This window comes from Acinetobacter sp. ANC 4973 (assembly GCF_002135275.1).
Taxonomy (GTDB): Bacteria; Pseudomonadota; Gammaproteobacteria; order Pseudomonadales; family Moraxellaceae; genus Acinetobacter; species Acinetobacter kyonggiensis.
In genome coordinates, this window is record NZ_NEGM01000010.1 from 21,578 (window position 1) to 47,461 (window position 25,884).

Consider the following 25,884-nt stretch of genomic DNA (forward strand, 5'->3'; position numbering starts at 1 on the left):
CATATTCAAAGAATTTTAATGGAAATAATGTTGCCCTAGTGCTAAATATTACTTCATCTATACGCATGTACAGGCGTTTTAAAAAGTACGATCATGACCAAAATGCTTGAGTGACCGACACGAATTAATGAAACAGTTCAACAAAAAATAGCTGAAATATTTGTTTTAATAAGACTTCATATTTTGCTTCATCTCCAATAGCAGCATGAAAGATTAAAAAGACAAAAAATCCTGCTCTAAAAAAGTATGCTTAACCAGAAAGCAATCATTAAACCCAGTAAATAAACCCTGTAACTAAAATCAGTAACTTAGATTCTGTGCTTGGTTATTTGATCAAAAAGATATTTCCTGTTAGCGCTTAGATATTCATTTCATACTAGCTGTACTATATGAATGGTATGCAATTCAAACAAAGCCTTATCTAGATAAATTTTTTATGGCTTTTGCACATATTCTTATTCAAGAAAAACCATTTTTCAATCCTGTAAAATTGTTATAAATTAAACAAAATATGTTGAGTTTATAACATGAAATTAGTATTACTTATCTCATCACTTCCCAGTCAAAGCACAACCGCAAGAATGCGAATTTGGCGTTCATTAAAGTCAAATGGTGCAGCAACTTTAAGAGATGGTGTTTACCTATTACCAGCAATACATTCTGAAAAATTCCAATCCGTTGTTCATGATCATCTCAATGAACATGGTCATGCCTATATCTTTCAGACCGAAGCTCCTGAAAATTTAGACCTTGCCCAAATTTTTGACAGGACTGGAGAATATGAAGAACTGAGAACCGAGATTTTACAAATACAAAATAATCTTGAGGAAAACAAGAAAAAAGAACATCTGAAACAGATTCGAAAATTAAGAAAAAACCTCAATTCACTGATAGAAATTGATTTTTTCCCCAATACGCATCAAAGCAAAACATTAAATGAACTCACCCGATTAGAACATGCCATTGCTCGGTTAGGTGAATACGATGAACCCAATAATTTTGAGCAGCCATTAGACGTCCTATTCAAGCAAGATTTTCAAAATAAAATCTGGGCAACCAGAAAGCGTCCTTGGGTTGACCGTTTGGCATCTGCATGGATCATTCAAAAATTTGTAGACCCTCAGGCAAAGTTTATTTGGTTAGAGCACCCCAATGATTGTCCCAAGGATGCCTTAGGTTTTGATTTTGATCATGCCCAATTTACCCATGTGAATAATCTAGTCAGCTTTGAAGTCTTAATACATAGCTTTGAATTACAAAATCCTGCGTTAAATAAAATCGCTGAAATTGTGCATTTTTTAGATGTTGGAGGAAATGAGCCTGCCGAAGCCCTAGGCATTGAAAAGATTTTACAAGGGCTCAGAAGCACAATCACAAATGATGACCAATTACTTTATCTTTCAAACCATATTTTTGATGGCTTATATGCAGACTTTCAAAGGAATTTAACATGAATAATAAGCCATCTTTAGCAGATCAAACAGAAATTGAATCTATCAGCTTTTGGCAAGCCTTCAAATTTTGGTTAAAACTTGGATTTATTAGCTTTGGCGGCCCTGCTGGGCAAATCGCGGTTATGCACCAAGAGTTGGTTGAAGAAAAAAAGTGGATTTCAGAACAGCGTTTTATGCATGCATTGAATTATTGCATGCTCTTACCTGGCCCCGAAGCTCAACAACTTGCCACTTATATTGGCTGGTTAATGCATAAAACCAAAGGTGGCATCATTGCAGGGGTTTTCTTTGTTCTACCTTCGCTTTTTATCCTGATTGGACTGTCTTGGGTCTATGTGAAATATGGCAATGTTCCCATCATTGCAGGTCTGTTTTACGGGATTAAGCCCGCGGTTGCCGCCATTGTATTTCACGCCACTTATCGTATTGGTAGTCGATCATTAAAGAATAAATTCTTATGGGCGATTGCGGTTGTGGCTTTTCTGGCAATATTTATTTTGAATATCCCTTTTCCTTTCATTGTTTTATGTGCAGCGATATCGGGTTATCTGGTCGGTAAAAAGTATCCTGATTTATTTATGCTCAATACACATCAGTCCAGTCAAAAATCTTATGGCCGTGCCATTATTGATGACGATACCCCTACACCTGAACATGCTATTTTTAAATGGTCTCATCTAATCAAAATAGCGGTAATTTCAGCACTTTTATGGGCAATTCCACTCGCTTCTTTAACAGCAGTTTTAGGATGGAGTCATTCTTATACTCAACTTGCTTGGTTTTTTACAAAAGCTGCACTGCTGACATTCGGTGGTGCTTATGCTGTTTTGCCTTATGTTTATCAGGGCGCGGTTGGTTTTTATCATTGGTTAACACCTACTCAAATGATTGATGGCCTAGCTTTAGGTGAAAGTACTCCCGGCCCCTTGATCATGGTGGTGGCTTTTGTCGGTTTCTTAGCAGCTTATAACCATTCACTGCTTGGGGCTGAACATCAATTTATTGCAGGTGCATTAGGTGCAATCATCGTCACGTGGTTTACTTTTATTTTCTCGTTTTTCTTCATTTTAGCAGGCGCCCCTATTATAGAATCTACGCATAATCAAATTAAATTCACCGCCCCTTTAACCGCCATTACTGCTGCCGTGGTGGGAGTCATTTTAAATTTGGCCCTCTTTTTATGTTACCACGTACTTTGGCCACAGGGTTTTGAGGGGAATTTCGATTATATTTCTGCCATTATTGCTATTTTAGCGGTAGCCGCATTATTTAAGTTTAATCAAAGTGTGCTCAGGGTCATCATCGGTTCTGCTTTAGTGGGTTTAACGATTAAACTTTTAATGTAATTTCTATTTGAAGCCTAAATTTTTCGCTATAAAACCTCGACAGGATGTCAGGGTTTTTTATTGCCAAATGTTTATTCTGTCGTGAGTTAAAGAATACATTTACATATTAAAACAGAGCCTGTTTTAAACTTTGTTATGCTAAATAGATGAGCTGTGGGACAGAACTCTAGCAACAAGATTGAAAATGATAAAGCAATAACAAAGGAGAATCAGCATGGCACAGACCAGCCAAGACCGTAATCCAACCCCTGACTTAGCTGAAGATAATGCCTTTTTCCCTTCACCTTATTCACTTTCCCAATACACTGCCAGTAAAACTGATTTTGATGGAACAGATTATCCAACGCCTTATATTGGGCATAAAAAAATTCTGATGATCGCAAGCGATGAACGTTATTTATTGATGAAAAATGGTAAGTTTTTTTCTACAGGCAATCATCCAGTGGAAACTTTACTGCCGATGTACCATTTAGACCGTGCGGGCTTTGATATTGACATTGCCACTTTATCGGGCAATCCCGTTAAACTTGAAATGTGGGCAATGCCACATGAAGATGCTGTCGTGCCTGCAACATTCCAAAAATACTTAACTCAGTTTAAAAAACCTTTAAAATTAGCAGATGTATTGAAAAGCAGTTTAGGTGACAACTCTCCTTATTTGGCTGTTCTTATTCCTGGTGGACATGGGGCTTTAATTGCTCTACCAGAAAGTGAAGACTTAAAAACCTTACTAAAATGGGCAGTAGCCAAAGATAAATTTGTCATTTCCTTATGTCATGGGCCAGCAGGTTTATTGGCTGCTGCATTGAATGAAGCACCCGAAAACTATATTTTCAAAGGTTATAAAATGTGTGTTTTCCCCGATGCACTGGATCAAGGAGCCAATTTGGACATTGGTTATATGCCGGGCGAATTACCTTGGTTACTGGCAGATCGCTTAGAAAAGTTGGGTGTCCAAGTGGTTAATAAAGAAATGTCTGGACAGTGTATTCAAGACCGTAAGTTAATTACCGGAGACAGTCCTTTGGCATCAAATACTTTGGGTAAAATGGCAGCGCAAGCACTCTTGGCTGAGGTTCAATAGTTAAACTTTGTTAAATCAAGAGCGCCTGAGCGCTCTTTTTGATGCATGCATTGCCTATAAGATTCTATTTACGCATCAATACTGTACTTTTAATGTGTAAGGTATATTTCGCAGAATTTAGTCATTAGATAACCTACATAAATCACAAATTTTTTCATGAAAAATCAAAATTAAAGAATTTATGTCTAAATTTTTTAACTAACAGACATTATTTGTGCCCTAAGATTAACTAAAATGCACTATATGGCTGAATTGGCAGCGGACTCTATTTATTAAAATAGCATTAAGACAAAGCGTAATTCCCACCCAATGCTGCAATCAATTGTGCTGTATTTTTAAGCTGCAACTGCTTGAGTTCTAAAGCAGCCTGTTCTGCTTGCAGTCTTAAATTTTGAGCACTCACCACTTCCAGATAGCTCACCAAACCTGCATTATAGCGCCGTGTAACGACTCGCTCATTTTCCACAGCCAGCGCCGATAATTTAGCTTGCTCTGCCTGCTGCTGCCTGAAACTGGCAGACTGCATCAGCGCATCTTCCACTTCTTTCCAGCCTGTCAGCACAGCCTGTTTATAGGCTGTAGATTTTTCATCATAATTTGCTTGTGCGGCAGCGATGTCGGCTTTTCTTTTACCACCATCCCATAGCACAGCAGCGGCTTTTAGCCCAGCCGACCATAAATACTGCGGAGACTGGAACAACTGACTGAAAATCTGGCTGTTCACAGCGCTGTTCAAACCAATACTAACGTCTGGCAGCCATGCAGTTTGCGCCAATCCCAGCTGCGCATGGGTCGCAGCTAAATCACGTTCAGCACGTATGACATCAGGTCGCTGTATTAATAAACGACTAGGCAGTTGTGTCGGCAACTTCGGTACTTGAAATACTATTTTTTGTGGCAGCAGTTGAAATTGAGCAACGCCCAGACCTTGTAAAATAGCCAAAATATTTTCTTGCAAATTACGTTCTCTTTGCTTTTCAAGCTGCTGTATCTGCACCTGTTTGAGCTGGGTTTCGGCCTGTATCACATCTGCACGCGCAATCATGCCAGCAGCATATTGATTCTTTAAAATCTGCACTGAACGGACATAGCTTTGCTGTGTTTGCTGAAGAATATTGATTTGCGCATCCAATACACGAATATTCCAATAGGCTTCTGTGGCCAGCAGCTGCTGGCTTAATTTGACCGCCTGCAATTCTGCGCCAGAAGCTTCAAGATTGGCTTGCTGTCCTTCTATAGCCTTTGCAACTCGCCCCCATACATCTGGTATCCAGCTGGCCTGAATTTCGCTGCTGAATTGACCACTTGAAGCTGCATTTTTTCCGCCACTGCGGTTTGCAGAGGCATTCAGCGCCAAACTCGGCTGGCGGACAGCACGCTGTTGTTCCAGCAATGCATTGGCATAACGGAAACGGGCTTCCGCCTGTCGCAGGCTTAAATTTTCCTGATTCAACTGCTGTATCAGTTGGCTGAGCGTCGGGTCATGATAAATCTGCCACCAATCTGCCTCAATTGGCTGTAGCGCATCGGTTGCTATCCAGTTTAGGCTGGCATATTTATACTGTTCATCTATCTGAACCTTAGGCACCTGATATTCTGGTGGCCGCAGCACAGCGGTCGAAGCGCATGCTGTCAATATCATTAAGCCACTGAGGCAAACTGCATTTTTATAGCGCAAACTCTGCATCCACATTGTTCCTATTTTCCTAAGCTCAAGGCATTTTTTATATTTAATCGTTGAAATTGCTGCGCTGTTTTTTCCAACAGCAAATACATAATGGGTGTGGTATACAGCGTCAGCAGTTGCCCCAGCGCTAAGCCGCCAGCAATGACCACGCCTAAAGGCTGGCGCAGTTCCGCACCTTCACCCCAGCTGAATGCCAAAGGAATAGCGCCCAGCAAAGCCGCTGTATTGGTCATTAAAATCGGGCGGAAGCGCAATGCCGCTGCCGACAGGACTGCGTCACGGGCAGATTTTCCTGCACGGCGTTCCTGCAAAGTAAAATCAATCAGCAGAATGGCATTTTTCACCACAATGCCAATCAGCAGAAACATACCCAGCAGTGCAATTAAGGTGAATTGAAAATTAAACAACCACAGCGTCAGCAATGCACCTAAGGCAACCGCGGGAATCGTGGATAAAATCGTCAAGGGATGAATCACACTTTCATACGTCACCCCCAGTAGAATATAAATCAGACCAATCACTGCTAAAATTAGTAATGGTGTACTTAATCCTGCCTGTAAGCTTTCTGCCTCTACATCTTTGTCTGCGGTCATGAAAATCTCATTCGGCAGCATAATTTCTGGCAAAAGGCTGCGAATGGCTGCATCCGCCTGTTCAGCACTGTAGCCTTGCTTCACCACATAGCCAATGCCCATGGCAGCATACTGATTACGTCGGTAAACCCGATCATTACTAATGCCATAAGACCATGTAGCGAAGTTGCTGAGCGGCACATATTCGCCTTGCTGATTTGGAATTTTCACATTGGTCAGTGATTCTGGCTGCTGGGTAAACTGCTGATCAACTTCCATCACCACATGAAATTGATTGCTTTGATTATAAATCGTGGAAATTTGGCGCTGCGAAAATGAGTTGTTCAATACGCTGGAAATGCTTTCAATATTCACGCCCAAACGCTGCGCTGCTTCACGGTCAATATCCAGCGTGACATGCTGTGCGCCTTCATCGCCCGTAGTTTCCACTTCTTCCAACTGCGGCAGCTTCTGCATCGCTTGGGTAACTTTTGGCGCCCATTCACGTAATAGTGCAATATTATCTGACTGGAGCAGTAGCATATGATCTTGACCGCTGCTACTGGAAAATGGATCATCCAGTTCAAGCTCCTGTTCAACCCATGCTGAAAAAACTGCGCCAGCCTGCCACGGCGCATTTTGCTTCATCCGCTCGACAATTTCATGTGAAGCTTTACCCTCACGCTCGGCCTTAGGCTTGAGGTTCACCATTAAAAAGGAATTGGTTGTTCCGCCTGCACCGCCCGATGTGCCGATCACATCTTTGACTGCTGGATCGCTTAACAGGCTTTGGCTAAACGCCGCAATTTTCGGCTGCATAATCTGGAAAGAAAATCCGTCATCACCGCGGATAAACGCTTCAACGCGCCCAGTGTCCTGTTCGGGCAGTACCCGTTTCGGCAGTGCCTGATATAGATAGACCGAAGCTGCAATGGCACTGCCCCACAGTAAAATTACCACATAGCTATGCCCGATCATCCATTTTAAGGAATGCAAATAGCCTTGGCTGAGTTTCTGCATACAGCCTTGGCTGATTCGGTATAAAGCATTATGTTTAGCGCTTTCAAGCGGTTTCAGGCAGCGTGCCGACAAACTTGGTGTCAGTGCCAGCGAGATGAAAACCGATAAAAGCACGATAAATACCAGCGTTAAAGAAAACTCCCTAAATAGCCGCTCGATCACACCGCCCATAAACAGCACGGAGATAAAAATCACCGCCAAGGCCAGATTCATGGCAATTAAGGTCATGCCGACTTCCTGAATGCCCTTAAGGGCAGCTTGCACAGGCGGCTCTCCCTGTTCAATGTGACGCTCAATATTTTCCAGCACCACAATCGCATCATCCACCACCAAGCCAATCGCCACAATTACCGCCATAATGGAGAGATTATTCAGCGAAAAACCCGCCAAATAAATCAAACTGCACGCGCCAATCAGGGTAACCAGCATCGTAATGCTTGGAACCAAAGCACTTTGCAGACGCCCCAGCATCAACGCCACCACAATAATCACCAGTAGCATCGAAAACAGTAAAGTATCACGCGCTTCATTCAATCCAGCGCGGATCATTTCCGAACCATCCATCACAATGCTGAGCTGCGCATCGGCGGGAATCTGCGAACGTAGCTGCGGCAGTTTCTGTTTAATTTTTTCAATTACAGCCACGGTATTGGCATTCGGCTGCCGGCTGATTTTAAGAATCACCGCAGGTTCACCATTATGAAAACCACTGACATAACGGTTCTCTACCGCATCCTGAACTTCGGCTACATCTTTAAGGCGAACGATGGTCTGGCCATGCTGATGAATAACCAAATTGGCAAAATCCGCAGCATTTTTCAAATTGGCCGAGAGCGCCACCTGCCAGCGCAGCTGCTGAGTTTCCACCACACCCAAAGCCTGCTGCACATTGCTTTTGACAATTGCTTCACGCACTTGCTCCAGTGATATGCCTTGCGAAATCAGCGCATTCGGATTTAAAGTAATCCGCACCGCTGGCATGGATGCCCCATCAATGCTGACATCACCAACACCGCTAATTTGTGCCAAATTTGGCTGTAACTGATTGCTGGCAATTTCATACAGCTTGCCAGCCGATAGATGCTTTGAACTGAATGCCAAATAAAAAATCGGGCTTTGGCTCGGATTGATCTTAAAATATTCAGGTGGACTGGGCATGCCAGAAGGAAGCTGCGACATGGCGGCATTAATGGCTGCTTGCACCTCTCGCGCTGCTTCGTTGATATCAGTATCTAGGTCGAAATGTAAAACCACCTGTGTGGCATTTTGGTTGCTAGATGAATTAATGCCTTTTACCCCAGAAACGCCCATCATGGCACGTTCCAGTGGTGCGGCAACCGTAGCCGATATACTTTCAGGGCTGGCCCCTGGCAAGCTGGCCCGAACCACAATAGTTGGAATATCTACCTGCGGCAAGGCCGCGACTGGCAAGCGAAAATAGGCCAATATACCCAGCAGCACAATCGCGATTGCCAGTAAAACACTGGCCACTGGACGGTGAATAAAAGTGGAAAGTAGGCTCAAGGCGCATCTCCCGTTTCATTCATGGCTGGCACTGCCGACTGGGCTTGTTGCAAGCGGTCAAAGAACAGATAAACTACGGGTGTGGTGAATAATGTCAGCAACTGGCTTAAAATCAAGCCGCCCACCATCACAATGCCCAAAGGCTGGCGCAGTTCAGCACCAGAACCTGAAGCCAGCATCAGAGGAATGGCTCCAACGAGAGCTGCCAGCGTGGTCATCAAAATTGGCCTGAAGCGCATTAAGGCAGCTTGATAAATCGCCTGCTGCGCTGAGAGACCGTCATTACGCTGTGCTGCTAAGGCAAAATCCACCATCATAATGCCATTTTTTTTGACCAAGCCAATCAGCAGAATGATGCCAATTAAAGCAATCATATCCAGTGGACGGCCAACTATAAACAGCGCCAGCAGCGCACCAATGGCCGCTGAAGGCAAGGTCGAAAGAATGGTAATTGGATGAATAAAGCTTTCATACAGCATGCCCAGCACCAGATACATGGTCACAATGGCTGCCAGCACCAGCCAAAAGGTATGCTGCAATGAGTTTTCAAAGGCCGCTGCTGCGCCCTGTAACTGCACGTTGACCTCTGCTGGCAGATTCAGAGAATCTTCAACACGGTGAATGGCTTGAATGCCTTCACCAAGGGAAACTCCCGATGCTAAATTGAAAGACACACTATGGGCGGGGAACTGCGCCTGCTGCTGCAAAAGAACTGGAGTGCGCTTTTGCACAACCACAGCCACGGAACTGAGCAGCACTGGCTCACCGCTGGCATTTTGAATATAGGTTTGATTCAGCGCATCAATGCCTTGCGTCAAGCTGGGGTCAAGTTCCAGCACAATGCGGTACTGATTCGCCTGCGTATATAAAGTGGCAATTTGGCGCTGCGCAAACAAATTTTGCAAGGCTCGGCTGATATCTTCAATACTCAAGCCTAAACGCGCAGCCGCATCGCGGTTGACATCAATAAATGCTTTCAGACCTTGACCGCCGTCTTCACTAGCAACGTCCGAGAACTCTGGCTGCTGCCGTAGAGCTTCGACAAAGATAGGACTAAACTGCTGCAAATCTTCCACTTTGGCTGCGGTCACACTTAGCTGGTATTGAGTCCGACTGATTTTGTCCTCAATGCTGAGCTCCTGCACCGGCTGCATCCAGCCTTTAATTCCCTGCACATGGCTGAACTGCTGTTTCAGGCGCGCTATGACCTGATCTGCACTGTCGCGCTCGGCATGCGCTTTCAGGTTAATCAGAATGCGTCCATTGCTGAGTTTTGGATTATTGGCATCAATGCCGATAAATGAAGATAAGCTCTCAACCGCAGGGTCTTTTAAAATCTGGCTGGCCAGTGCCTGCTGCCGTTCACCCATCGCCGTAAAGGAAATATCATCTGGTGCTTCGGTCACCACCTGTATGACCCCACTGTCCTGTATGGGGAAAAAACCTTTAGGAATGATCCAGTACAATGCGCCAGCCAAAACTACGGTGCCAAGCATCACCGCAAGCATTAGTGCCTGATGCTGAAATACCCATTGCAGTGCCTTACCATAGCGCTGAATAATCCGATCCAAACTCCAGCGGCTACGGCGTGGCGCATGTTTTGCATCTTTAAGCAAATAAGCGCACATCATCGGGGTCAAAGTTAAAGATACAATAAGTGATAAGCCAATTGCCGCTGCTAAAGTCACAGCAAATTCATGGAACAGCCGACCAACAACATCGCCCATAAATAACAAAGGAATCAGCACGGCAATCAGCGAAATAGTTAAAGAAATTAAGGTAAATCCAATTTCCCTCGACCCTTTGAGCGCAGCCTGTAGCAGACTTTTCCCCAATTCGCGGTGCCGTGCAATATTTTCCAGCATCACAATGGCATCATCCACCACAAATCCTGTAGCGATGGTTAAAGCCATCAACGTCAGGTTATTGACCGAAAAGCCAAGAAAATGCATCAGCACAAAGGTGCCGATGATTGACAGTGGCACCGCAATGCTCGGAATAATAGTGGCAGACAGGTTTCTTAAAAACAGGAACGTCACCATCACCACAAGGCAAACTGCAAATACCAGCTCTTTCTGTACATCCTGAATGGCGCTGCGGATGCTTTCCGTGCGGTCTGTCAGTACCCTAATTTGCACATTTTTAGGCAGATTACGCTGTAGTTCTGGCAAAACCTGCTTAATTTGATCCGCCACCTGAATAACATTGGCATTCGGCTGACGCTGCACATTAACCAGAATGGCAGACTGGCTGTCCGCCCATGCCGCCATGTATCGGTCTTCACTGCCTTCAATCACTTTCGCGACATCTTTTAGGCGGATCGGTGCGCCGCTGTTCCAGCGTAAAATCAGATTTTCATAATCCGTAATAGAGCGGATTTGGTCGTTGGCATCTAGCATGGTGGTGCGGTAAGGCCCATCAAAACTGCCTTTGGGCTGATTGGTATTGGCCACATTAATTGTTGCACGGACATCCTCAGCGCTCATTTTATAAGCCGCCAAAGCAGCAGGATTCATCTGCACCCGTATGGCTGGACGCTGCCCGCCAGCAAGGCTGACCATACCAACCCCTGAAAGCTGTGACAGTTTTTGCGCAACCCGTGTATCTACCATGTCATAGACAGTAGTGAGCGGTAAAGTTTTGGAGCTGACCGCCAGCGTAATAACCGGAACATCGGCTGGATTAACTTTGCGATAAATTGGTGGTGTAGGTAAATCACTAGGCAGTTTGCTGCTGGCTGTGCTGAGTGCTGACTGTACTTCCTGCTCCACCACACCCAGTTCTGCGCTTAATTCAAATTGCAGCGTGATGACCGATGCTCCGACTGAACTGTTCGAAGACATTTGCTTCAAGCCCGCAATTTTGCCCATTTCCCGTTCTAACGGCACCGTCACCGTGCGCTGCACCGTATCTGGATTGGCACCCGGCTGAAAGGTATAAATTTGAATAATCGGATAATCCACCTGTGGCAAGGCGGAAACTGGTAGAAGACGCCATACCAGCAGCCCACTGAACAGTAACGCCAGCATCAGCAGCATTGTGGCAACGGGGCGCAGAATAAAGAAACGTGAAATATTCATGCTTTATCCAGCAGTCGGTGGAATTGAAACAACCGCTTGCGGACTGTTCTGCACAATTTGTACTTCCTGCCCATCCGATAGCCGATCTATCCCCTCTAAGACCACACGTTCTGTTCCATTTAGCCCAGCTAAAATTTCGGTTTGGCCCTGCGAAGTCACGCCCAACTTCAGCATGCGTATTTCAGCTTTATTTTGAGTATTAATCACATAGACATAAGTGCCTTTTGCACCATGCTGAATAGCATCATTCGGAATACTGACCGCATCCCGAATGGTTTGGGCATTCAAGCGAATATTGACAAACTGATTCGGAAACAGCGCATCATCGCGGTTATCAAATACCGCTTTTAATTTTAATGTGCCAGTATTGAGGTCGATCTGGTTATCCAAAGCCTGTACCTGTCCTAAAGCCAATTGCTTTTGTTCGGCTTTGTCCCATACGCTGACTTGCGCTTTTTGCCCTTTGCCGGCTGCTGTGCGCAAGGTGTCTAAATAGTTTTCCGCCACCGCAAACTGCACATAAATTGGATGAACCTGCGTCACGGTGACTAAGCCAGCTTCTTCATTGGCCTGAATTAAATTACCGGCATCCTTTTGCTTAAATCCAACTCGCCCTGCAATGGGAGAATAAATTTTGGTATAAGACAATTGCAGTTTCGCGGCATCCACTTGTGCCTGATTGGCCTGAATTTGTCCTTTCAGTTGATTCACCAAAGCCTGCTGCTGCTCCACCTGTTGTTTCGCAATCGAGTCCTGCTTAAATAGCAATTGATAGCGCGCCAGCTCAGTTTCGGCATTGCGCAGCTGCGCCAAATTTTGCTGCTGCGTGCCTTGCGCCTGAGCCAATTCCACCTGAAAAGGCGCAGGATCAATTTGCGCTAGCAATTGACCTTTGCTAACCAAATGGCCTTCCTGAAAATAAATACGTTGCAACGTGCCCGAAACCTGACTCTGAACATTTACCGTATGCGCAGGAATAACCGTGCCAATGGCTTTTAATTCAACGCTTAAATCACGGCGCTCAACCGCAACGACCCGCACTGGAACAGGCTTACTCCATTGGCTAAACTCCTCTGTAGGCTTAGAAGATGCGGCTGCCCAATACCCATAGCCTGCGCCCAAAGCCAGAATAAGAATCAATCCAGTTAAATATTTAAATTTAGGGGCAAGAGGCTTTTTTTGGTGGTTTAAATTTTCAGTTAGATCACTCATGAACAACGCTTACCCATATATTCGAAAAAATTGCAGCCCAAGCGCCAAACACAGCAGGACTACAGAAAAATGTAAATTCAGCCAAGGTCGATAAGACTGAATAAAAACGATGCAGCCTGCGGCCGCAGTGGCAATGCCAAAGCATGCCGTAATGCCGACCGCCCAGCCCCATGCGAAAATGCCAGCACATAATGCAAGTAATAAACTGCACCAGCCTAAACCATAGCTGAGCTTGGCCAGTCTGAAAGGAAGCACACGGTTCAGGACTAATTTGGCATTGCGTTCCATAGAAAGGTTCAATGCGAACATGCCCAAATAGCAAAGCGCGCAGGCAGTTAAAATATTGACTGCATCAAGGCTCATGGCAGCTCCTCACTGACCTGAACCGCAGCAGCTTGAGTTTGTTTTGGCAGGCGCTTGGCCTTGGCTACGGACTTTTTTAAAATTGCTTCACGCTTTAGCCAAACTTTAGAGGCAGCCCAAGCCAGAACACTGCCTAAAAACACAAAGCCAAGGTCAATACTGGCCAGCACATAGTCCTGATGTGCCAGCGAAGCCCCCAAATGCCGTTCTGTCGTCAGCGCATTCAGCAGCGGCAGTAACAAATAAGCAAGGGAAGCAGTGCTCAGAATTTCCAGCCAAGCGCGTACAATTGGCCTGCACAGCGCATAAAGAAAACTTAGCGCCAAAGTGATATATAAACTGTGGATTTCCCAAGCGGCCCGATCAGCCAGATGTGCTGGAATTAAACGATTGGCCCAAAAATATACGGCAATCGCTAAAGGTAGCCCCGCAATCATGGCAATATTCAATCGCTCCACCAGTGCATGACCAAAGCTCATACGTTCGGCCTTTAGCTGTTTTGGCCTACGCTTTACTGTCCACAACACTAAACCTGTCGCAACCATCGCTGTACCCAACAGTCCTGTGATGACATACAAAATCCGAATTAGCGGTGAGGCAAAAGAGCCTTCATGTAATCCCAATACAGTCGTGGCAAATTGCATTGGTGCTTTGTCCTGATTGGATGGATTGTCAGCAATTTTTTTCCCATTGGATAAATCAAAATTTAGCGAGGTGCGTTGTCTAGCAATGCTGTCATGGCTGATTTGATAGAACTCTGCTTTGGCAGGTACTTCACCTTTGGCTGGATAGAAATTCACGCTGCCAATGCTATGCGCTCCCCATTCCCGCTGCGCCTGCTGCAATACAGGTTGGATTGGCACAAAAAGCTGCGCGTTCTGTCCCATCGACTGCGAAGCGATAGAAGTCTCTGCACCAAAGCGTGAGTTAGGATACAGTTCTGCATAGTAGCGCTCTGAATTTTTCTCGCCAAAACCATAGACCATCGGCACACCAAATGGCATATAGGCATTGGCAAAGAAAATCAGCCCACTATAAGTGATCATCAAATAAAACGGCAAAGCAATCACGCTGATGACATTATGCGCATCCAGCCATGAACGCTGACCTTTTGCGGGACGGAAAGTGAAAAAGTCCTTGAAAATCTTTTTGTGGGTGATGACACCCGAAATAATCGCCACGAACATGAACATGGTACAGATCCCGACGATGCGGATGGCCCAGTCATAAGGCAGATAATGCAAAGCATAATGCATGCGGTATAGCGCATCTCCGCCAGCGGTTTGCCGCGGCTTGAGCTGCTGTACTGGCGGCTGTCCAGTGTTTATATCCAAAACTTGAGTATGGTATTCACTGTAGCGCTGACCTTTCTGCGCAGGCAACGACCAGTTCACAGAGAATTCATCCCAGCCCCGCGCATTTGACAGTAAATTGATGCCCCAACGCTCAGCCTGCTGTGCTTCTGGCTGCTGTTTCAGATAAGCATAAGCTTTGTCCAATTGATCTGCTTCAGCTGGAACGGCTGCAACCTGCATAGCCCTTTCTGGCTGCATCCAGCGCGTCAGTTCAATCTGCACATAGCCTGCTGTTCCAGTTAAAAATACAAAAAACAGCACCCAGCCGACCACTAAGCCAGTCCATGTATGTAGCCAAGCCATGCACTGGCGGAAGCCTTCCTTCATAGCGTTCCCCACGGCTTGAGTAATACTGCCAATAAACCTAAACCCGCAATGCAGCCTAAAGTCAGGCAGAACGCATGAAACGCATTTTTAATACTGAATATGGCCAAGATAAAAACCAGCCACACCACAAAACTCAGTTGCAATCCAGCATATACAGCAAGCGCCAATTGCTCTGGAAACATTAGTCCAATGACTGGCACGGTTAAATTGGCAATACAAAAACCGCCCAAAGAGGCAAGCAAAATACGCAGCAGTACCATAAAGCGGTAATGCTGCTGATCATTCAGTCTAAAAATCATGGGCTTCATTTATCTATTCACTACTAACATGCAGAAACTGCTGTACAGCCATTACTGGCATTTACTACTAAGACGAGTGAAATAAAAAAAAAGCTCATCACAAATGTTGCGATTTGTAACTTTTAGTTGTTGCGTTTAAGAATGATTATTATTAAGATTATCAGGTAAATCATTACCTCCTAATTTTCAGTACAAATTTTAGGATTGTTGTCGCCAAGCCAATAGGCAAAACTATGAATCTGAATGTACAAAAACAGCTCTGGCTGAGCCATGTTTATCAAACGCATCAAACAACCTTATTGTCTTGGTTTAAGCATAAACTTCAGCATCACCATCAATCAGAAGATTTAAGTCAGGAAGTTTTTTATCGCGCTTTAAAAAGTAATTATTGTTTTACCAGTATTAAAGAACCGCAAGCTTGGTTAATGGGTATAGCAAAACATGTGATTATTGACCATTGGCGTCGTCAACATATTGAACGTTTATATTTAGAAGCACTGGCTCATTTACCCGAAGAATTTTATCCCTCTGCTGAGCATGAAGTGTGTATTCGGGAAACGTTATACCAAGTTCATTTAATGCTAGAAAAACTTCCACAACGTACAGCTCAAGTTTTTTTATTGTCACAATTGGATGGTCTGACCTATTACGCCATTGCTGAAAAGTTAAATATTTCTGAAGCAACGGTAAAACGTGATATGAAACTGGCTTTTCTCGCCTGTATAAATCTTTATAATTCTGAACATTAATTCAATTTACCACGGGTCTTTATGTCTGCTTCTCAGCCCATTCCTGAACATGTTATAGATGAAGCTACAGATTGGCTAGTCTTGTTACATTCAGGAGAAGTCACTGAATTGCAACGTCAACAATTCGAGCAGTGGAAAGTAGAAAACAAACAAAATGCCTTAGCCATTCAGCAAATCGAAAGACTGACGCACGGCCTATCTAACCTTCCAGCAAACTTCCAACCTGAACTGTTGGTGAATTCCGAACAAAAATTTCATTCGTCACTCAAAAGAAATATTGTATTTAGCCTTTCAGGACTATTTTTCCTTGGATTCATGGCATCTTGTTTTCCATGGGCAAAATGGCAAGCGGACTATCACACTGAAGTGGGTGAAATTAAATCAGTGCTATTAGAAGATGGTTCACAACTGATTTTATCCAGTAACAGTTATGTCAATATTCAATTTTCAGCACAAAAACGTCAGGTTAAGTTAATAGAAGGTGAAGTTTATATTCAAACCGCTAAGGATCAAAAAAGGCATCGTCCTTTTATTGTGGAGACACAGGATGGTCAAGTTGAAGCTTTAGGTACACAGTTTACTGTCCGTCAGGAAAATAGTCACAAAACAAAAGTAAGTGTTTATCAACATGCTGTCGCCATACACGCCGATCAGCTGACAGAAACCCGTATTATTCAGCAAGGTCATCGCGTTGTTTTTGATGACAATAATATTTCGAAATCAATCGTACTTCAAAATGATCGTCCTTATTGGACGCAACGACTTTTAGTGGTTGAAAAATGGCCTTTAGAAAAAGTTTTATCTGAACTCTACCGTTATAGGAAAGGAACTTATTTTCTGGATGAGAGTCTTAAAGCACTACCTGTATCTGGTGTTTTCTCACTCAAAAATACACAGCAAAGCTTAGAAACATTGGCTTATACACATCAACTTGAGCTGAATTTTTATAGTCCTTATCTTTTGAAGATTAAAAATAAATAAAGATTTGACCTTTTTTTCTGCGACATCCGACTTATAGAGAAATACACTCTTAATCGAGAAAGCGCATGACGGATTATCAGGCAAAAAGTACCTTGGCAATAGCGATACGGGCAGTATTATGGGGTATGCCCTTGGTTGTAACCAGCTTTACCACCAGCGCTATCTATGCTGCCAATGTGCATTCTATTTCTATTGCTTCTACATCCCTTGACCAAGCTCTTAAACAGCTCGCTATTCAAACAGGAACAACCATTAGTTATGACACCGCCTCTCTGTCGAAAATAAAGAGCATAGCACTTAAGGGAAATTATTCTGTAGATCAAGCCTTAGCTTTATTACTGCAACCGCATCAGTTAAATTCCGTGAAAATTGCGAGTGGTGGCTATAGCATTCAAGCTAAAACCAATACAGAAAAGCCTCAAGTCACCACTCAGCATCAAGCAAATGAACGACCCGCGACAGGAACAGATTCGGCACAATTGGCAACCATCTCTTTAACAGCCAATCAAGAAAAGACTTTAACTACTGAGGGTTCTGGTTCATATACGGCAAAAGCAACCACGGCTTCCACAGGCTTGGCACTTAGTTTAAAAGAAACACCGCAATTGGTTAGTGTCATTACTAATCAGCAAATGAAAGATCAAAATCTAACACAATTGACAGATGTCGTTAATCAAGCTGCGGGTTTGACGATCAATCAGGGTGGGAACATCGGTAGTGATAACTCGCCGATTTATGCACGTGGTCAACAAGTAGATAGCTATTTACTCGATGGTGTGAAGCTACTTAATTCATATTCAAGCATTTTCCAAAGTCAGGATATGGCACTGTTTGACCGCGTTGAAGTGGTTCGTGGTGCAAATGGATTAATGACTGGAGCTGGTACAGCCAGTGCAAGTATTAATATGGTCAGAAAAAAACCATTACAAGACTTCAAAGCCTCTATAAGTGCAGATGTCGGTTCTTGGGATACCTATCGAACAGACATTGATGTGTCATCTCCACTAAATGCATCTGGCAGCATTCGAGGTCGCGCGGTACTGGCCTATCAAGATGGTGATTCTTATATTGACCGCTTTAGTGAAGAACGCAAAGTGGCTTATGGCGTGGTAGAAGCAGATTTAACCGATCAAACCAAAGCGAGTTTTGGTGTCAGTTATCAACAAATTGATATTTCAGGTATCGCACGTGGCGGTTTACCCAGTTTTTATAGCGATGGATCCTTGATTAACTGGTCTCGTTCAGACTCAGCCGCAGCAAGTTGGACCTCCTCAGATCGCTCAACAACTGCTTATTTTGCTGATATTGACCATCAACTCAATGACCGATGGAAACTCAAAGGGGTTATTTCCCGAACGATCACCGATTCAGATGAAGTTGTAGGGTATACCTATTCACGAAATGGCATAAATAAAGCCACAGGCAGTGGTGCCATGCTTTATGCAACTCGTTGGGATTATCGCCCTACCCAAGATTTATTTAATTTAACGCTCAATGGTTCATTTGATTTGTTTAATCAAACCCATGACGTTGTTTTAGGAACCACCTATACCAAAAGTGAAAATAAACGTCCAACTTATTCTGGCTGGAATAATGGCATGACTTGGGTTGGAGATTTAGACAATATTTTCACTTGGAATGGTGCTACACCAAACCGCCCTGCGACTCAAATTGATGGCTGGTATAGTGGTGATGACCGCAGCCAATCCATCTTTGGCGCAGTACGTTTAAAACCAATAGATGATTTAGCCATTATTTTAGGGACTCGTGTTGAAGATTGGGAGCGAGTAACTGGAAGTTATATTACGTCTACCAATAAAACAACCTATACAACACGTGAAGAAAATGGTGAAGTCATTCCTTATATTGGAGTCACATATAATTTCACAGACTATTGGACAGCCTATGCCAGTTACACCAATATTTTTTCTCCGCAAGATAGAAAAACCATTACAGGAAGTTATATTGACCCCCTAGTTGGTAATAGTACTGAGCTGGGGCTTAAAGGTGAATTTTTTGATAACCAGTTAAACATTGGTGCTGCCATTTATCAGACTCAAGAAGATAATAAAGCCATTGCAATCACAAATGTTTTCGCTCCTGATGGATCACAGGCTTATCGTGCTGAATCAGGGACAGAAAGCAGAGGTTTTGAAGTGGAAGCCACTGGTAAAATTACAGATGTATGGCAAATTTCGAGCAGTTTTACGCGAAATATATCTAAAGATAGTAAAGGTGATGCACTCAATACCAATATCCCAAATAACACGGCCAAGCTATTTACAACATACACACTACCCTATTTTGACGAAGCGTTGACTGTAGGCGGTGGCATACGTTGGCAAAATGAAATCCATTCTGCGGATCGAAAGTTCACACAAAGTGAATATAGTGTTGTGGATTTAATGGCGCGTTATAAAATCACGAATAATTTGACGACAAACTTAAATCTAAATAATCTTTTTGATAAAAAGTATTATTTAACGACAGGAAATAGCTATTATGGCGCGCCAATAAACTTTAGAGTTGGGCTGAAATATGACTGGTAACAGTTAACGCTATTGGCGCTTTTTAATAGGCATCTTTAGATGCCTATTTTTATAAAACCTAGAGTTTTAGTTCAATTAAATTATAAATTAAAAAAAACTACATAAAAATGAGCTTTTATTTGTTCTTGTCCGACTTATAGATAAACATACTCTCAGACGAGAAATCTCATGAAGGAATATCGAGCAAATAATGCCTTGGCTCTTGCTATCCGTGCAATCTTTTTAGGCATGCCACTCGCTGTATGTAGCATGACAACGACATCTATATATGCAGCGACTGAGCATAATATTTCCATTGCAAAAAAATCACTTGATCAAGCTTTAACAGCGTTGGCTATCCAGTCAGGTATTACCATTAGCTATGATTCCGCTACTCTTTCTAAATTGCAAAGTTCAGGCTTAAACGGTCACTATTCAACTGAGCAAGCTTTGGCATTATTGTTAGCACCACATCAATTAGAGCCAGTAAAAATAGCCAGTGGTGGATATAGTATTCAAGCTAAAGTAGCTACTGCACCTCAAGATGCTCCAGTCGTTCAATTAGCACCGATTCATAGCCAAGCTGCACATTTAGACAGTCAAAACCGAGTATCTAGCAGCAAAAATGAATTGGGTGTATCACAATTACCCACCATTTCCATGGTTGCAGCTTCTGACAAAAAACAGGTGAATGTCGGTAAATCCGCACAAAATTTAAAAGAAATACCTCAATCTGTAACGGTCATTTCGCGTGAGCGTATGGATCAACAAGGTTTAAAAACGTTAGATGATGTCATGCTGCAAACCACAGGCGTGACACGAGAACAACTTTGGTTAAACAACAACTATAGTTCTCGGGGTCTAAAAATAGAAAATATCCGTTACGATGGCGGTGGTACATCAAGCGTTCAAGATCGAAATAATAACGCAGACATGGCGCAATATGAATCAGTGGCTTTACTTCGTGGTGCTGACGGATTATTTGGTGCAGGTGAAGCTGGCGGAGTCATTAATCTCACCTCAAAACGCCCCAAGGCTGAAACTGAAATCAATTCTACTCTCAGCATAGGCAGCTGGAATAATTATCGTGCTGAAATTGATGGCACAGGCGCGTTAAATACTGAGCAAACCATTCAAGGCCGTGCTGTTGCAGTTTTACAAGACCAAGACTTTTTTTACAAACCGACCCATAATCGCCGTGAAATGTTATACGGGGCACTCAACTTTGAGCTGAGTCCACAAACCACTTTATTTACAGGTGCAAGTTACCAAAAAGATAAAACCGATGCCTTTAATGCCAGTTTACCGCGTTGGCAAGATGGTGCAGATTTGAATTTACCACGTAGTACCACCATGGGCGCACCTTGGGGATGGATGGAACGTGAAAATATTTCTCTGTTTGCAAACGTACAACACGTATTTAATGATGACTGGAAAACACAATTTAATGTCCGTCACAATATCGGTGATGATGGAATTAATACTGCTGAAATGGAAGGCGCTGTTGATTATGGAACCCTTGAAAGCCAATGGTGGCGTAATCAAAGTAAAACTGATTTTAAAGAAACCACTGTCGATTTGAACCTACAAGGGAGTTTCAATTTATTTAATCAAAAGCATGATGTCATTTTAGGTATTGACCACAGTAACAGCACCAAAGATTTTAAAGAGAACTGGATTTACTATGGAAATGGTAATGCTTTTGAACATGTTGCTCCGCCAGAATGGTCTTATCCGCCAACCGACTGGGAAAGAATAAATAAAACAACCAATAAAAAAACGGGTTTATATGGTTCCTTACGTTTCCGTCCAGTTGAAAATCTTGCGCTGATTGCTGGTGGACGCTATATTTTAAAAGATGATAATAATGTTCATAATTTTAAAGCCCTCACTGGCACCAACCCCGATACCAAGACATTACAAGACAAACTATTTATTCCTTATTTTGGCATTGTTTATGATGTGACTGATAGAACAACACTGTATGCAAGTTCAGCGGAAATTTATAAAAGCCAAGCCAACTTATTGGATGTTAACAATCAACCTTTAGATCCGATTACAGGCACCAACTATGAAATTGGGATCAAATCGACCTTGTTTAATGATCAATTAAATACAAGTTTGGCTTTATATCAGGTCAAGAAAGAAGGAGAAGGTACTAGAATAAGTGGTACATGGAGCAGCCCTTGCTGTTATATCGATAGTGGTTCATATGAAAGCAAAGGTTTTGACGTTGAAGTAAATGGCAACATCACCCCTGAGTGGGACATTTCTGTAGGCTATACTTATAATGACAATGAAAATAAAAACAATACCAGTAAGCCTTTGAATAGTTACACACCTAAACATCTCGTTAAAGTTTGGACCAATTACAAATTAGATCAACTCGTGGAAGGGCTTGAAGTTGGTGGTGGCGTAACAGCCCAAAGTGAAAACTATAAAGATGGTTGGGTTCAAGCATATAACCCATTAACAGGAAAATATGATGGGGCATGGACTGAAATGCAAGTCGTGCAACCTAAATATGCACTTTGGTCATTACGAGCGGCTTATGCAATTAATCCCAACCTCAATTTAGCGCTCAATCTGAATAATATTTTTGATAAACGTTATTACAGTACCATTGGCGAGCCAGGCTATGGCAGTTTCTATGGTGAACCAAGAAGTTTCCTGTTAACACTAAAAGCTAAATATTAAAACAATCAAGTCAGTCATATAGAGATATGACTGACTTGATAAAATTGAGACAATGCTGCCCCCAATAATTCAACTTTTATTATAGAAAAAGTAGCCAGTTTCAGGTGAACTGGCACTCGCCATACGTTTACGTGGCATACGCCCAGCAAGAAAAGCCTCACGCCCAGCTTCAACGGCTTTTTTCATTGCCGATGCCATCAGTATCGGATTTTGTGCTGCCGCAATTGAGGTGTTCATGAGTACACCATCACAGCCTAGTTCCATAGCAATAGCAGCATCACTTGCTGTTCCCACACCCGCATCGACCAATACAGGAACTTTGGCATTTTCTTTAATAATTGAAAGTGTATGCGGATTGAGTATCCCCAATCCAGAGCCAATTAAACTCCCCAAAGGCATAATTGCAACACAGCCCATGCTTTCTAATTCTTGAGCAACAATTGGGTCATCCGAGGTATACACCATAATTTCAAAACCATCATCAATCAATGTCCGTGCAGCTTTTAGCGTTTCGATAACATTTGGATAAAGTGTTTTTTCATCACCTAGAACCTCAAGCTTGACGAGGTTATGTCCATCCAACAGTTCACGCGCCAACATACAGGTACGCACAGCACTCTGCGCGTCAAAACACCCTGCGGTGTTCGGTAAAATGGTATATTTATCTGGCGCAAGAACTGTCAATAAATTGGGTTGGTCAGCATGTTGGCCAATATTGACACGGCGAATCGCCACCGTAACAATTTCTGCACCACTGGCTTGAATGGCTAAATCTGTTTCCTTTAAGTCCTGATATTTCCCAGTTCCTACCAATAAACGTGACTTAAATGTTCTTGAACCAATAATAAGTGTGTCGTCTTCCATGTACGCTCCGAATTAACCGCCACCTACGGCATGAATAATTTCAATACAATCGTGATCTTGCAAGAGAATATGTTGAAGTTGAGATTTTGAAATAATCCTGTGATTATGCTCAACAGCAAAACGCTTACCCTCAAGTTGCAAATCCTGAATCAGTTGTAAAAGATTACTGTGAGTAATCTGTTTTGCTACGCCATTTAGAAAAATCCGCATGCTTCTGTCCTATTATTTTTATCGCCCACTTTTCTTTGCCTACTGTGAGACAACAAAAATCATGGTTAGCATTCTGAAAAACTAGATTTTAATGCTTAGTTGTCATTCAACCAGCTGCATCATGATGCAAATACAACGGGTTGTTGTTTGTCACCCACGCTTAGCGATATACAATCCCGCCATCGGTTAAAATGGATTGCCCTGTAATATAGTCAGAATCCTCACTGGCTAAAAATGCAACCAGTGCCGCCACATCTTCGGGTGTTTGCACTCGACCTAAAGCAATTCCTTCAACGTATTTTTTATAGGTTTCACCCATCGGTGCACCTGTTATTTCAGAAAACCGCTTATCAATTTCCACCCACATGTCTGTACCCACAATACCCGGACAATAGGCATTTACAGTAATGCCATGACTGGCATATTCTTTTGCTGCTGCTTGCGTTAATGCACGTACGGCAAATTTAGTCGCGGAATACACACCCAACAAAGCGAAGCCATCATGCCCTGCAATAGATGCGGTATTAATAATTTTCCCTTTTTGCTGACGTTCAATAAACTTCTTGGCAGCAGCCTGAATACCCCACAGCACGCCACCAACATTAATATCCGTAATTTTGCGGAACTCTTCTGGACTCACATCACTGATTGCCTGCACTTGAGCAATACCCGCATTATTAATCATAATATCGAAGCCACCCAGATGCTGCTCTGCGTAGTCAATGGCGTGGGTAATCTGCTCCAGTTGACTAGGGCCTGTTGATATTTCACAGATGCTTGCGACAGAGGACATTTTTAGGCGATACAAGGCATGTTTAGCGAAATTTAGTCATTCTAAATGAGTAAAACATAACGCAGTAGCGACAAAAAATGTCCCTGCCCCATAGGGTTATAGCTAAAACTTCCCCAAACTTCGTTATGAAATTTAACAAGGGGGTCACCATTGTCTGCATTTCATGCCTTGTTTGTGTTGTTTTAGCGAATAACGCAATGCATGGCTGAAATATCAACAGACCCTGTATCGGCATTAAAAATTGTCGCTTTTACCCCCAATGCTTCAACCTCAGTCTGCACTTTTTTTAATTTATCTACTGATAAATCCACCAAAGCCAAATGTACGCCTTCTTGCGCTAAGCGTAAGGCAATACCACGACCAATCCCTTGTGCTGCACCTGTAATTAGAGCGACTTTATTATTTAAACCTCTTGGCATAATACGTTCCTTTTATATTGCAGTTTATTTGCGTCAAACCCTCACTATCCCCACTGCTTATTCATTTTCCTGTACTTTTTAAGTCATAGCTTGTTTGACGCGCTTTAATCTTGTTTTTTAAATCTGCTACGGATGAACAATAATTTTAACTGCCGATTCATTGTTGTGAATAAGCGTTTCAAAACCCTCCGAAACCAAATCATCCAGCGCAATACGCTGGGTAATAAATGGCGCTAAATTAATTTTGCCTTGTTCAACCAATTTAATAGTTTCCTGATGGTCATTGACATAGGCAATTGTGCCGCGGATATCTAGCTCTTTCATCACCACGCTATGCACATTGACTGTAGCAGGATGGCTCCAAATCGAAACAATGACCAACACGCCTGTCGGCTTAATTGCAGTCACTAAAGTATCCATGACTTTATTGACACTGCTGCATTCAAAGGCCACATCCACACCGCGGTCAGCGGTAATTTTCATGACTTCTGCAACCACATCGACTTCCGACGGATCAAGCACATAATCGGCAACACCAGCTTCTTTGGCTTTTTCCTTCCGCTTGGCGCTCAGTTCGGTAATGATCACCGTTAAACCTTTGGCTTTTAAAATAGCGGAAAGCAATAAACCAATTGGCCCTGCACCACCAACCAAAGCAATGTCTCCAGTTTTTGCACCACTGCGGACATAGGCATGATGCCCAACCGACAAAGGCTCAATTAAAGCTGCCTGATCCAACGGAATATAATTGGAAATGGGGTGTACCCAGCGGCGCTGCACTGCAATTTTTTCAGCCAAGCCACCGCCGCGCCCGCCTAAGCCAATAAAGTTCATATTTTTCGATAGATGATAGTTATCTTCTGGCCCTGTCGGCACATCATCGGCAATGATATACGGCTCAACCACCACATGCTGTCCAACCTGAATATCATCTACGCCGTCACCGACCGCATAGACCACACCAGAGAATTCATGCCCCATGGTAATTGGCGCAGACTCACCCGAAATAGGATGCGGATGCCCGCACGGTGGAATAAAAATGGGGCCTTCCATAAATTCATGCAAGTCCGTTCCGCAAATACCGCACCACGCCACTTGAATGCCGACAGTGCCTGAGGTCACTTGCGGTTCTGGAATATCTTCAATGCGAATATCGCCTCGATCATAAAAACGCGCTGCTTTCATAACTGTTCCCAAATTATTGCTTGGCTGCCTAAAATCGGCAGCACTAATGAATGTTATTTAAATGTGATTTAAGTACTTTGGATGGGCTTATTCAGGGCCTAGTTAAAACGCTATGCGTTCCGATTAGGCCCTAAA

At 43.2% G+C, this 25,884-nt stretch carries 18 protein-coding genes and 1 pseudogene; 7 read left to right on the forward strand and 12 right to left on the reverse strand.

Translation table 11 applies throughout. The annotated features are described in order from the left end of the window. Positions 1-527 precede the first annotated feature (527 nt). From B9T30_RS12420 to hchA, 3 genes are all read left to right on the forward strand, one after another. A complete protein-coding gene (locus B9T30_RS12420) occupies positions 528-1,454 on the forward strand; it encodes a chromate resistance protein ChrB domain-containing protein (RefSeq protein ID WP_086185272.1) in 927 nt (308 codons plus the stop codon). Further along, complete coding sequence (gene chrA / locus B9T30_RS12425) at positions 1,451-2,800, forward strand: chromate efflux transporter (protein ID WP_086185273.1); 1,350 nt, start codon at positions 1,451-1,453, stop codon at positions 2,798-2,800. The genes B9T30_RS12420 and chrA overlap by 4 nt, the downstream gene beginning before the upstream one ends. Positions 2,801-3,014: 214 nt before the next feature. Continuing rightward, positions 3,015-3,884 carry a glyoxalase III HchA gene (gene hchA / locus B9T30_RS12430; RefSeq protein ID WP_086185274.1) on the forward strand — a complete coding sequence of 290 codons (870 nt, stop codon included), beginning with the start codon at positions 3,015-3,017 and terminating at the stop codon, positions 3,882-3,884. A gap of 283 nt (positions 3,885-4,167) precedes the next feature. Here hchA and B9T30_RS12435 read toward each other — a convergent pair whose 3' ends face one another. The 7 genes from B9T30_RS12435 to B9T30_RS12465 are packed head-to-tail and all read right to left on the reverse strand — an operon-like array spanning position 4,168 to position 15,332. Beyond that, positions 4,168-5,571 carry an efflux transporter outer membrane subunit gene (locus B9T30_RS12435; protein ID WP_086185333.1) on the reverse strand — a complete coding sequence of 468 codons (1,404 nt, stop codon included), beginning with the start codon at positions 5,569-5,571 and terminating at the stop codon, positions 4,168-4,170. An 11-nt stretch (positions 5,572-5,582) separates the two neighbouring features. Next, a complete protein-coding gene (locus tag B9T30_RS12440) occupies positions 5,583-8,687 on the reverse strand; it encodes an efflux RND transporter permease subunit (protein ID WP_086185275.1) in 3,105 nt (1,034 codons plus the stop codon). Further along, the gene (locus B9T30_RS12445; RefSeq protein WP_086185276.1) at positions 8,684-11,767 is read right to left on the reverse strand and encodes an efflux RND transporter permease subunit; all 3,084 of its coding nucleotides are present in this window, start codon (positions 11,765-11,767) and stop codon (positions 8,684-8,686) included. The genes B9T30_RS12440 and B9T30_RS12445 overlap by 4 nt, the downstream gene beginning before the upstream one ends. A gap of 3 nt (positions 11,768-11,770) precedes the next feature. Then, complete coding sequence (locus B9T30_RS12450) at positions 11,771-12,979, reverse strand: efflux RND transporter periplasmic adaptor subunit (protein WP_086185277.1); 1,209 nt, start codon at positions 12,977-12,979, stop codon at positions 11,771-11,773. A 9-nt stretch (positions 12,980-12,988) separates the two neighbouring features. Continuing rightward, positions 12,989-13,342: a DUF3325 domain-containing protein gene (locus tag B9T30_RS12455; protein ID WP_086185278.1), complete on the reverse strand. Its 354-nt coding sequence runs from the start codon at positions 13,340-13,342 to the stop codon at positions 12,989-12,991. Next, the gene (locus tag B9T30_RS12460; protein WP_086185279.1) at positions 13,339-15,024 is read right to left on the reverse strand and encodes a PepSY-associated TM helix domain-containing protein; all 1,686 of its coding nucleotides are present in this window, start codon (positions 15,022-15,024) and stop codon (positions 13,339-13,341) included. The genes B9T30_RS12455 and B9T30_RS12460 overlap by 4 nt, the downstream gene beginning before the upstream one ends. Further along, positions 15,021-15,332, reverse strand: coding sequence for a hypothetical protein (locus B9T30_RS12465; RefSeq protein WP_143223208.1), 312 nt, complete (start codon positions 15,330-15,332; stop codon positions 15,021-15,023). Before B9T30_RS12465 ends, B9T30_RS12460 begins: the two co-directional genes overlap by 4 nt. 224 nt (positions 15,333-15,556) lie before the next feature. Between B9T30_RS12465 and B9T30_RS12470 the strand changes: the two genes are divergently transcribed. The 4 genes from B9T30_RS12470 to B9T30_RS12485 all read left to right on the forward strand — a co-directional run bounded on the left by B9T30_RS12470 (position 15,557) and on the right by B9T30_RS12485 (position 22,278). After that, the gene (locus tag B9T30_RS12470; protein WP_086185280.1) at positions 15,557-16,072 is read left to right on the forward strand and encodes a sigma-70 family RNA polymerase sigma factor; all 516 of its coding nucleotides are present in this window, start codon (positions 15,557-15,559) and stop codon (positions 16,070-16,072) included. Between the two features lie 21 nt (positions 16,073-16,093). After that, complete coding sequence (locus B9T30_RS12475; protein ID WP_086185281.1) at positions 16,094-17,053, forward strand: FecR family protein; 960 nt, start codon at positions 16,094-16,096, stop codon at positions 17,051-17,053. Between the two features lie 65 nt (positions 17,054-17,118). Further along, positions 17,119-19,602: a TonB-dependent siderophore receptor gene (locus tag B9T30_RS12480; RefSeq protein ID WP_086185282.1), complete on the forward strand. Its 2,484-nt coding sequence runs from the start codon at positions 17,119-17,121 to the stop codon at positions 19,600-19,602. Positions 19,603-19,770: 168 nt separating this feature from the next. Further along, positions 19,771-22,278, forward strand: a complete 2,508-nt coding sequence (locus B9T30_RS12485; protein WP_086185283.1) for a TonB-dependent siderophore receptor — start codon at positions 19,771-19,773, stop codon at positions 22,276-22,278. Between the two features lie 69 nt (positions 22,279-22,347). Here the strand turns inward: B9T30_RS12485 and B9T30_RS12490 are convergent, their stop codons facing one another. The 5 genes and pseudogenes from B9T30_RS12490 to B9T30_RS12510 all read right to left on the reverse strand — a co-directional run bounded on the left by B9T30_RS12490 (position 22,348) and on the right by B9T30_RS12510 (position 25,749). Then, positions 22,348-23,142, reverse strand: a complete 795-nt coding sequence (locus B9T30_RS12490; RefSeq protein ID WP_086185284.1) for a thiazole synthase — start codon at positions 23,140-23,142, stop codon at positions 22,348-22,350. Positions 23,143-23,154: 12 nt separating this feature from the next. Next, entirely contained in the window at positions 23,155-23,352 is a 198-nt protein-coding gene (gene thiS, locus B9T30_RS12495; protein WP_086185285.1) for a sulfur carrier protein ThiS, read from the reverse strand. Between the two features lie 160 nt (positions 23,353-23,512). Further along, positions 23,513-24,091: pseudogene (locus tag B9T30_RS12500) on the reverse strand (SDR family oxidoreductase); the annotation flags it as partial. Positions 24,092-24,327: 236 nt separating this feature from the next. Next, entirely contained in the window at positions 24,328-24,564 is a 237-nt protein-coding gene (locus B9T30_RS12505; protein WP_086185287.1) for an SDR family NAD(P)-dependent oxidoreductase, read from the reverse strand. A gap of 126 nt (positions 24,565-24,690) precedes the next feature. Then, positions 24,691-25,749: a 2,3-butanediol dehydrogenase gene (locus tag B9T30_RS12510; RefSeq protein WP_086185288.1), complete on the reverse strand. Its 1,059-nt coding sequence runs from the start codon at positions 25,747-25,749 to the stop codon at positions 24,691-24,693. Positions 25,750-25,884: the final 135 nt, after the last annotated feature.

What these genes read in the sequence shown, in the direction of transcription:
- B9T30_RS12420 (WP_086185272.1), top strand. Translation starts at nt 528, where the DNA reads ATGAAATTAGTATTACTTATCTCATCACTTCCCAGTCAAAGCACAACC.
- chrA (WP_086185273.1), top strand. Translation starts at nt 1,451, where the DNA reads ATGAATAATAAGCCATCTTTAGCAGATCAAACAGAAATTGAATCTATC.
- hchA (WP_086185274.1), top strand. Translation starts at nt 3,015, where the DNA reads ATGGCACAGACCAGCCAAGACCGTAATCCAACCCCTGACTTAGCTGAA.
- B9T30_RS12435 (WP_086185333.1), bottom strand. Translation starts at nt 5,571, where the DNA reads ATGCAGAGTTTGCGCTATAAAAATGCAGTTTGCCTCAGTGGCTTAATG.
- B9T30_RS12445 (WP_086185276.1), bottom strand. Translation starts at nt 11,767, where the DNA reads ATGAATATTTCACGTTTCTTTATTCTGCGCCCCGTTGCCACAATGCTG.
- B9T30_RS12450 (WP_086185277.1), bottom strand. Translation starts at nt 12,979, where the DNA reads ATGAGTGATCTAACTGAAAATTTAAACCACCAAAAAAAGCCTCTTGCC.
- B9T30_RS12455 (WP_086185278.1), bottom strand. Translation starts at nt 13,342, where the DNA reads ATGAGCCTTGATGCAGTCAATATTTTAACTGCCTGCGCGCTTTGCTAT.
- B9T30_RS12460 (WP_086185279.1), bottom strand. Translation starts at nt 15,024, where the DNA reads ATGAAGGAAGGCTTCCGCCAGTGCATGGCTTGGCTACATACATGGACT.
- B9T30_RS12465 (WP_143223208.1), bottom strand. Translation starts at nt 15,332, where the DNA reads ATGAAGCCCATGATTTTTAGACTGAATGATCAGCAGCATTACCGCTTT.
- B9T30_RS12470 (WP_086185280.1), top strand. Translation starts at nt 15,557, where the DNA reads ATGAATCTGAATGTACAAAAACAGCTCTGGCTGAGCCATGTTTATCAA.
- B9T30_RS12475 (WP_086185281.1), top strand. Translation starts at nt 16,094, where the DNA reads ATGTCTGCTTCTCAGCCCATTCCTGAACATGTTATAGATGAAGCTACA.
- B9T30_RS12480 (WP_086185282.1), top strand. Translation starts at nt 17,119, where the DNA reads ATGACGGATTATCAGGCAAAAAGTACCTTGGCAATAGCGATACGGGCA.
- B9T30_RS12485 (WP_086185283.1), top strand. Translation starts at nt 19,771, where the DNA reads ATGAAGGAATATCGAGCAAATAATGCCTTGGCTCTTGCTATCCGTGCA.
- B9T30_RS12490 (WP_086185284.1), bottom strand. Translation starts at nt 23,142, where the DNA reads ATGGAAGACGACACACTTATTATTGGTTCAAGAACATTTAAGTCACGT.
- thiS (WP_086185285.1), bottom strand. Translation starts at nt 23,352, where the DNA reads ATGCGGATTTTTCTAAATGGCGTAGCAAAACAGATTACTCACAGTAAT.
- B9T30_RS12505 (WP_086185287.1), bottom strand. Translation starts at nt 24,564, where the DNA reads ATGCCAAGAGGTTTAAATAATAAAGTCGCTCTAATTACAGGTGCAGCA.
- B9T30_RS12510 (WP_086185288.1), bottom strand. Translation starts at nt 25,749, where the DNA reads ATGAAAGCAGCGCGTTTTTATGATCGAGGCGATATTCGCATTGAAGAT.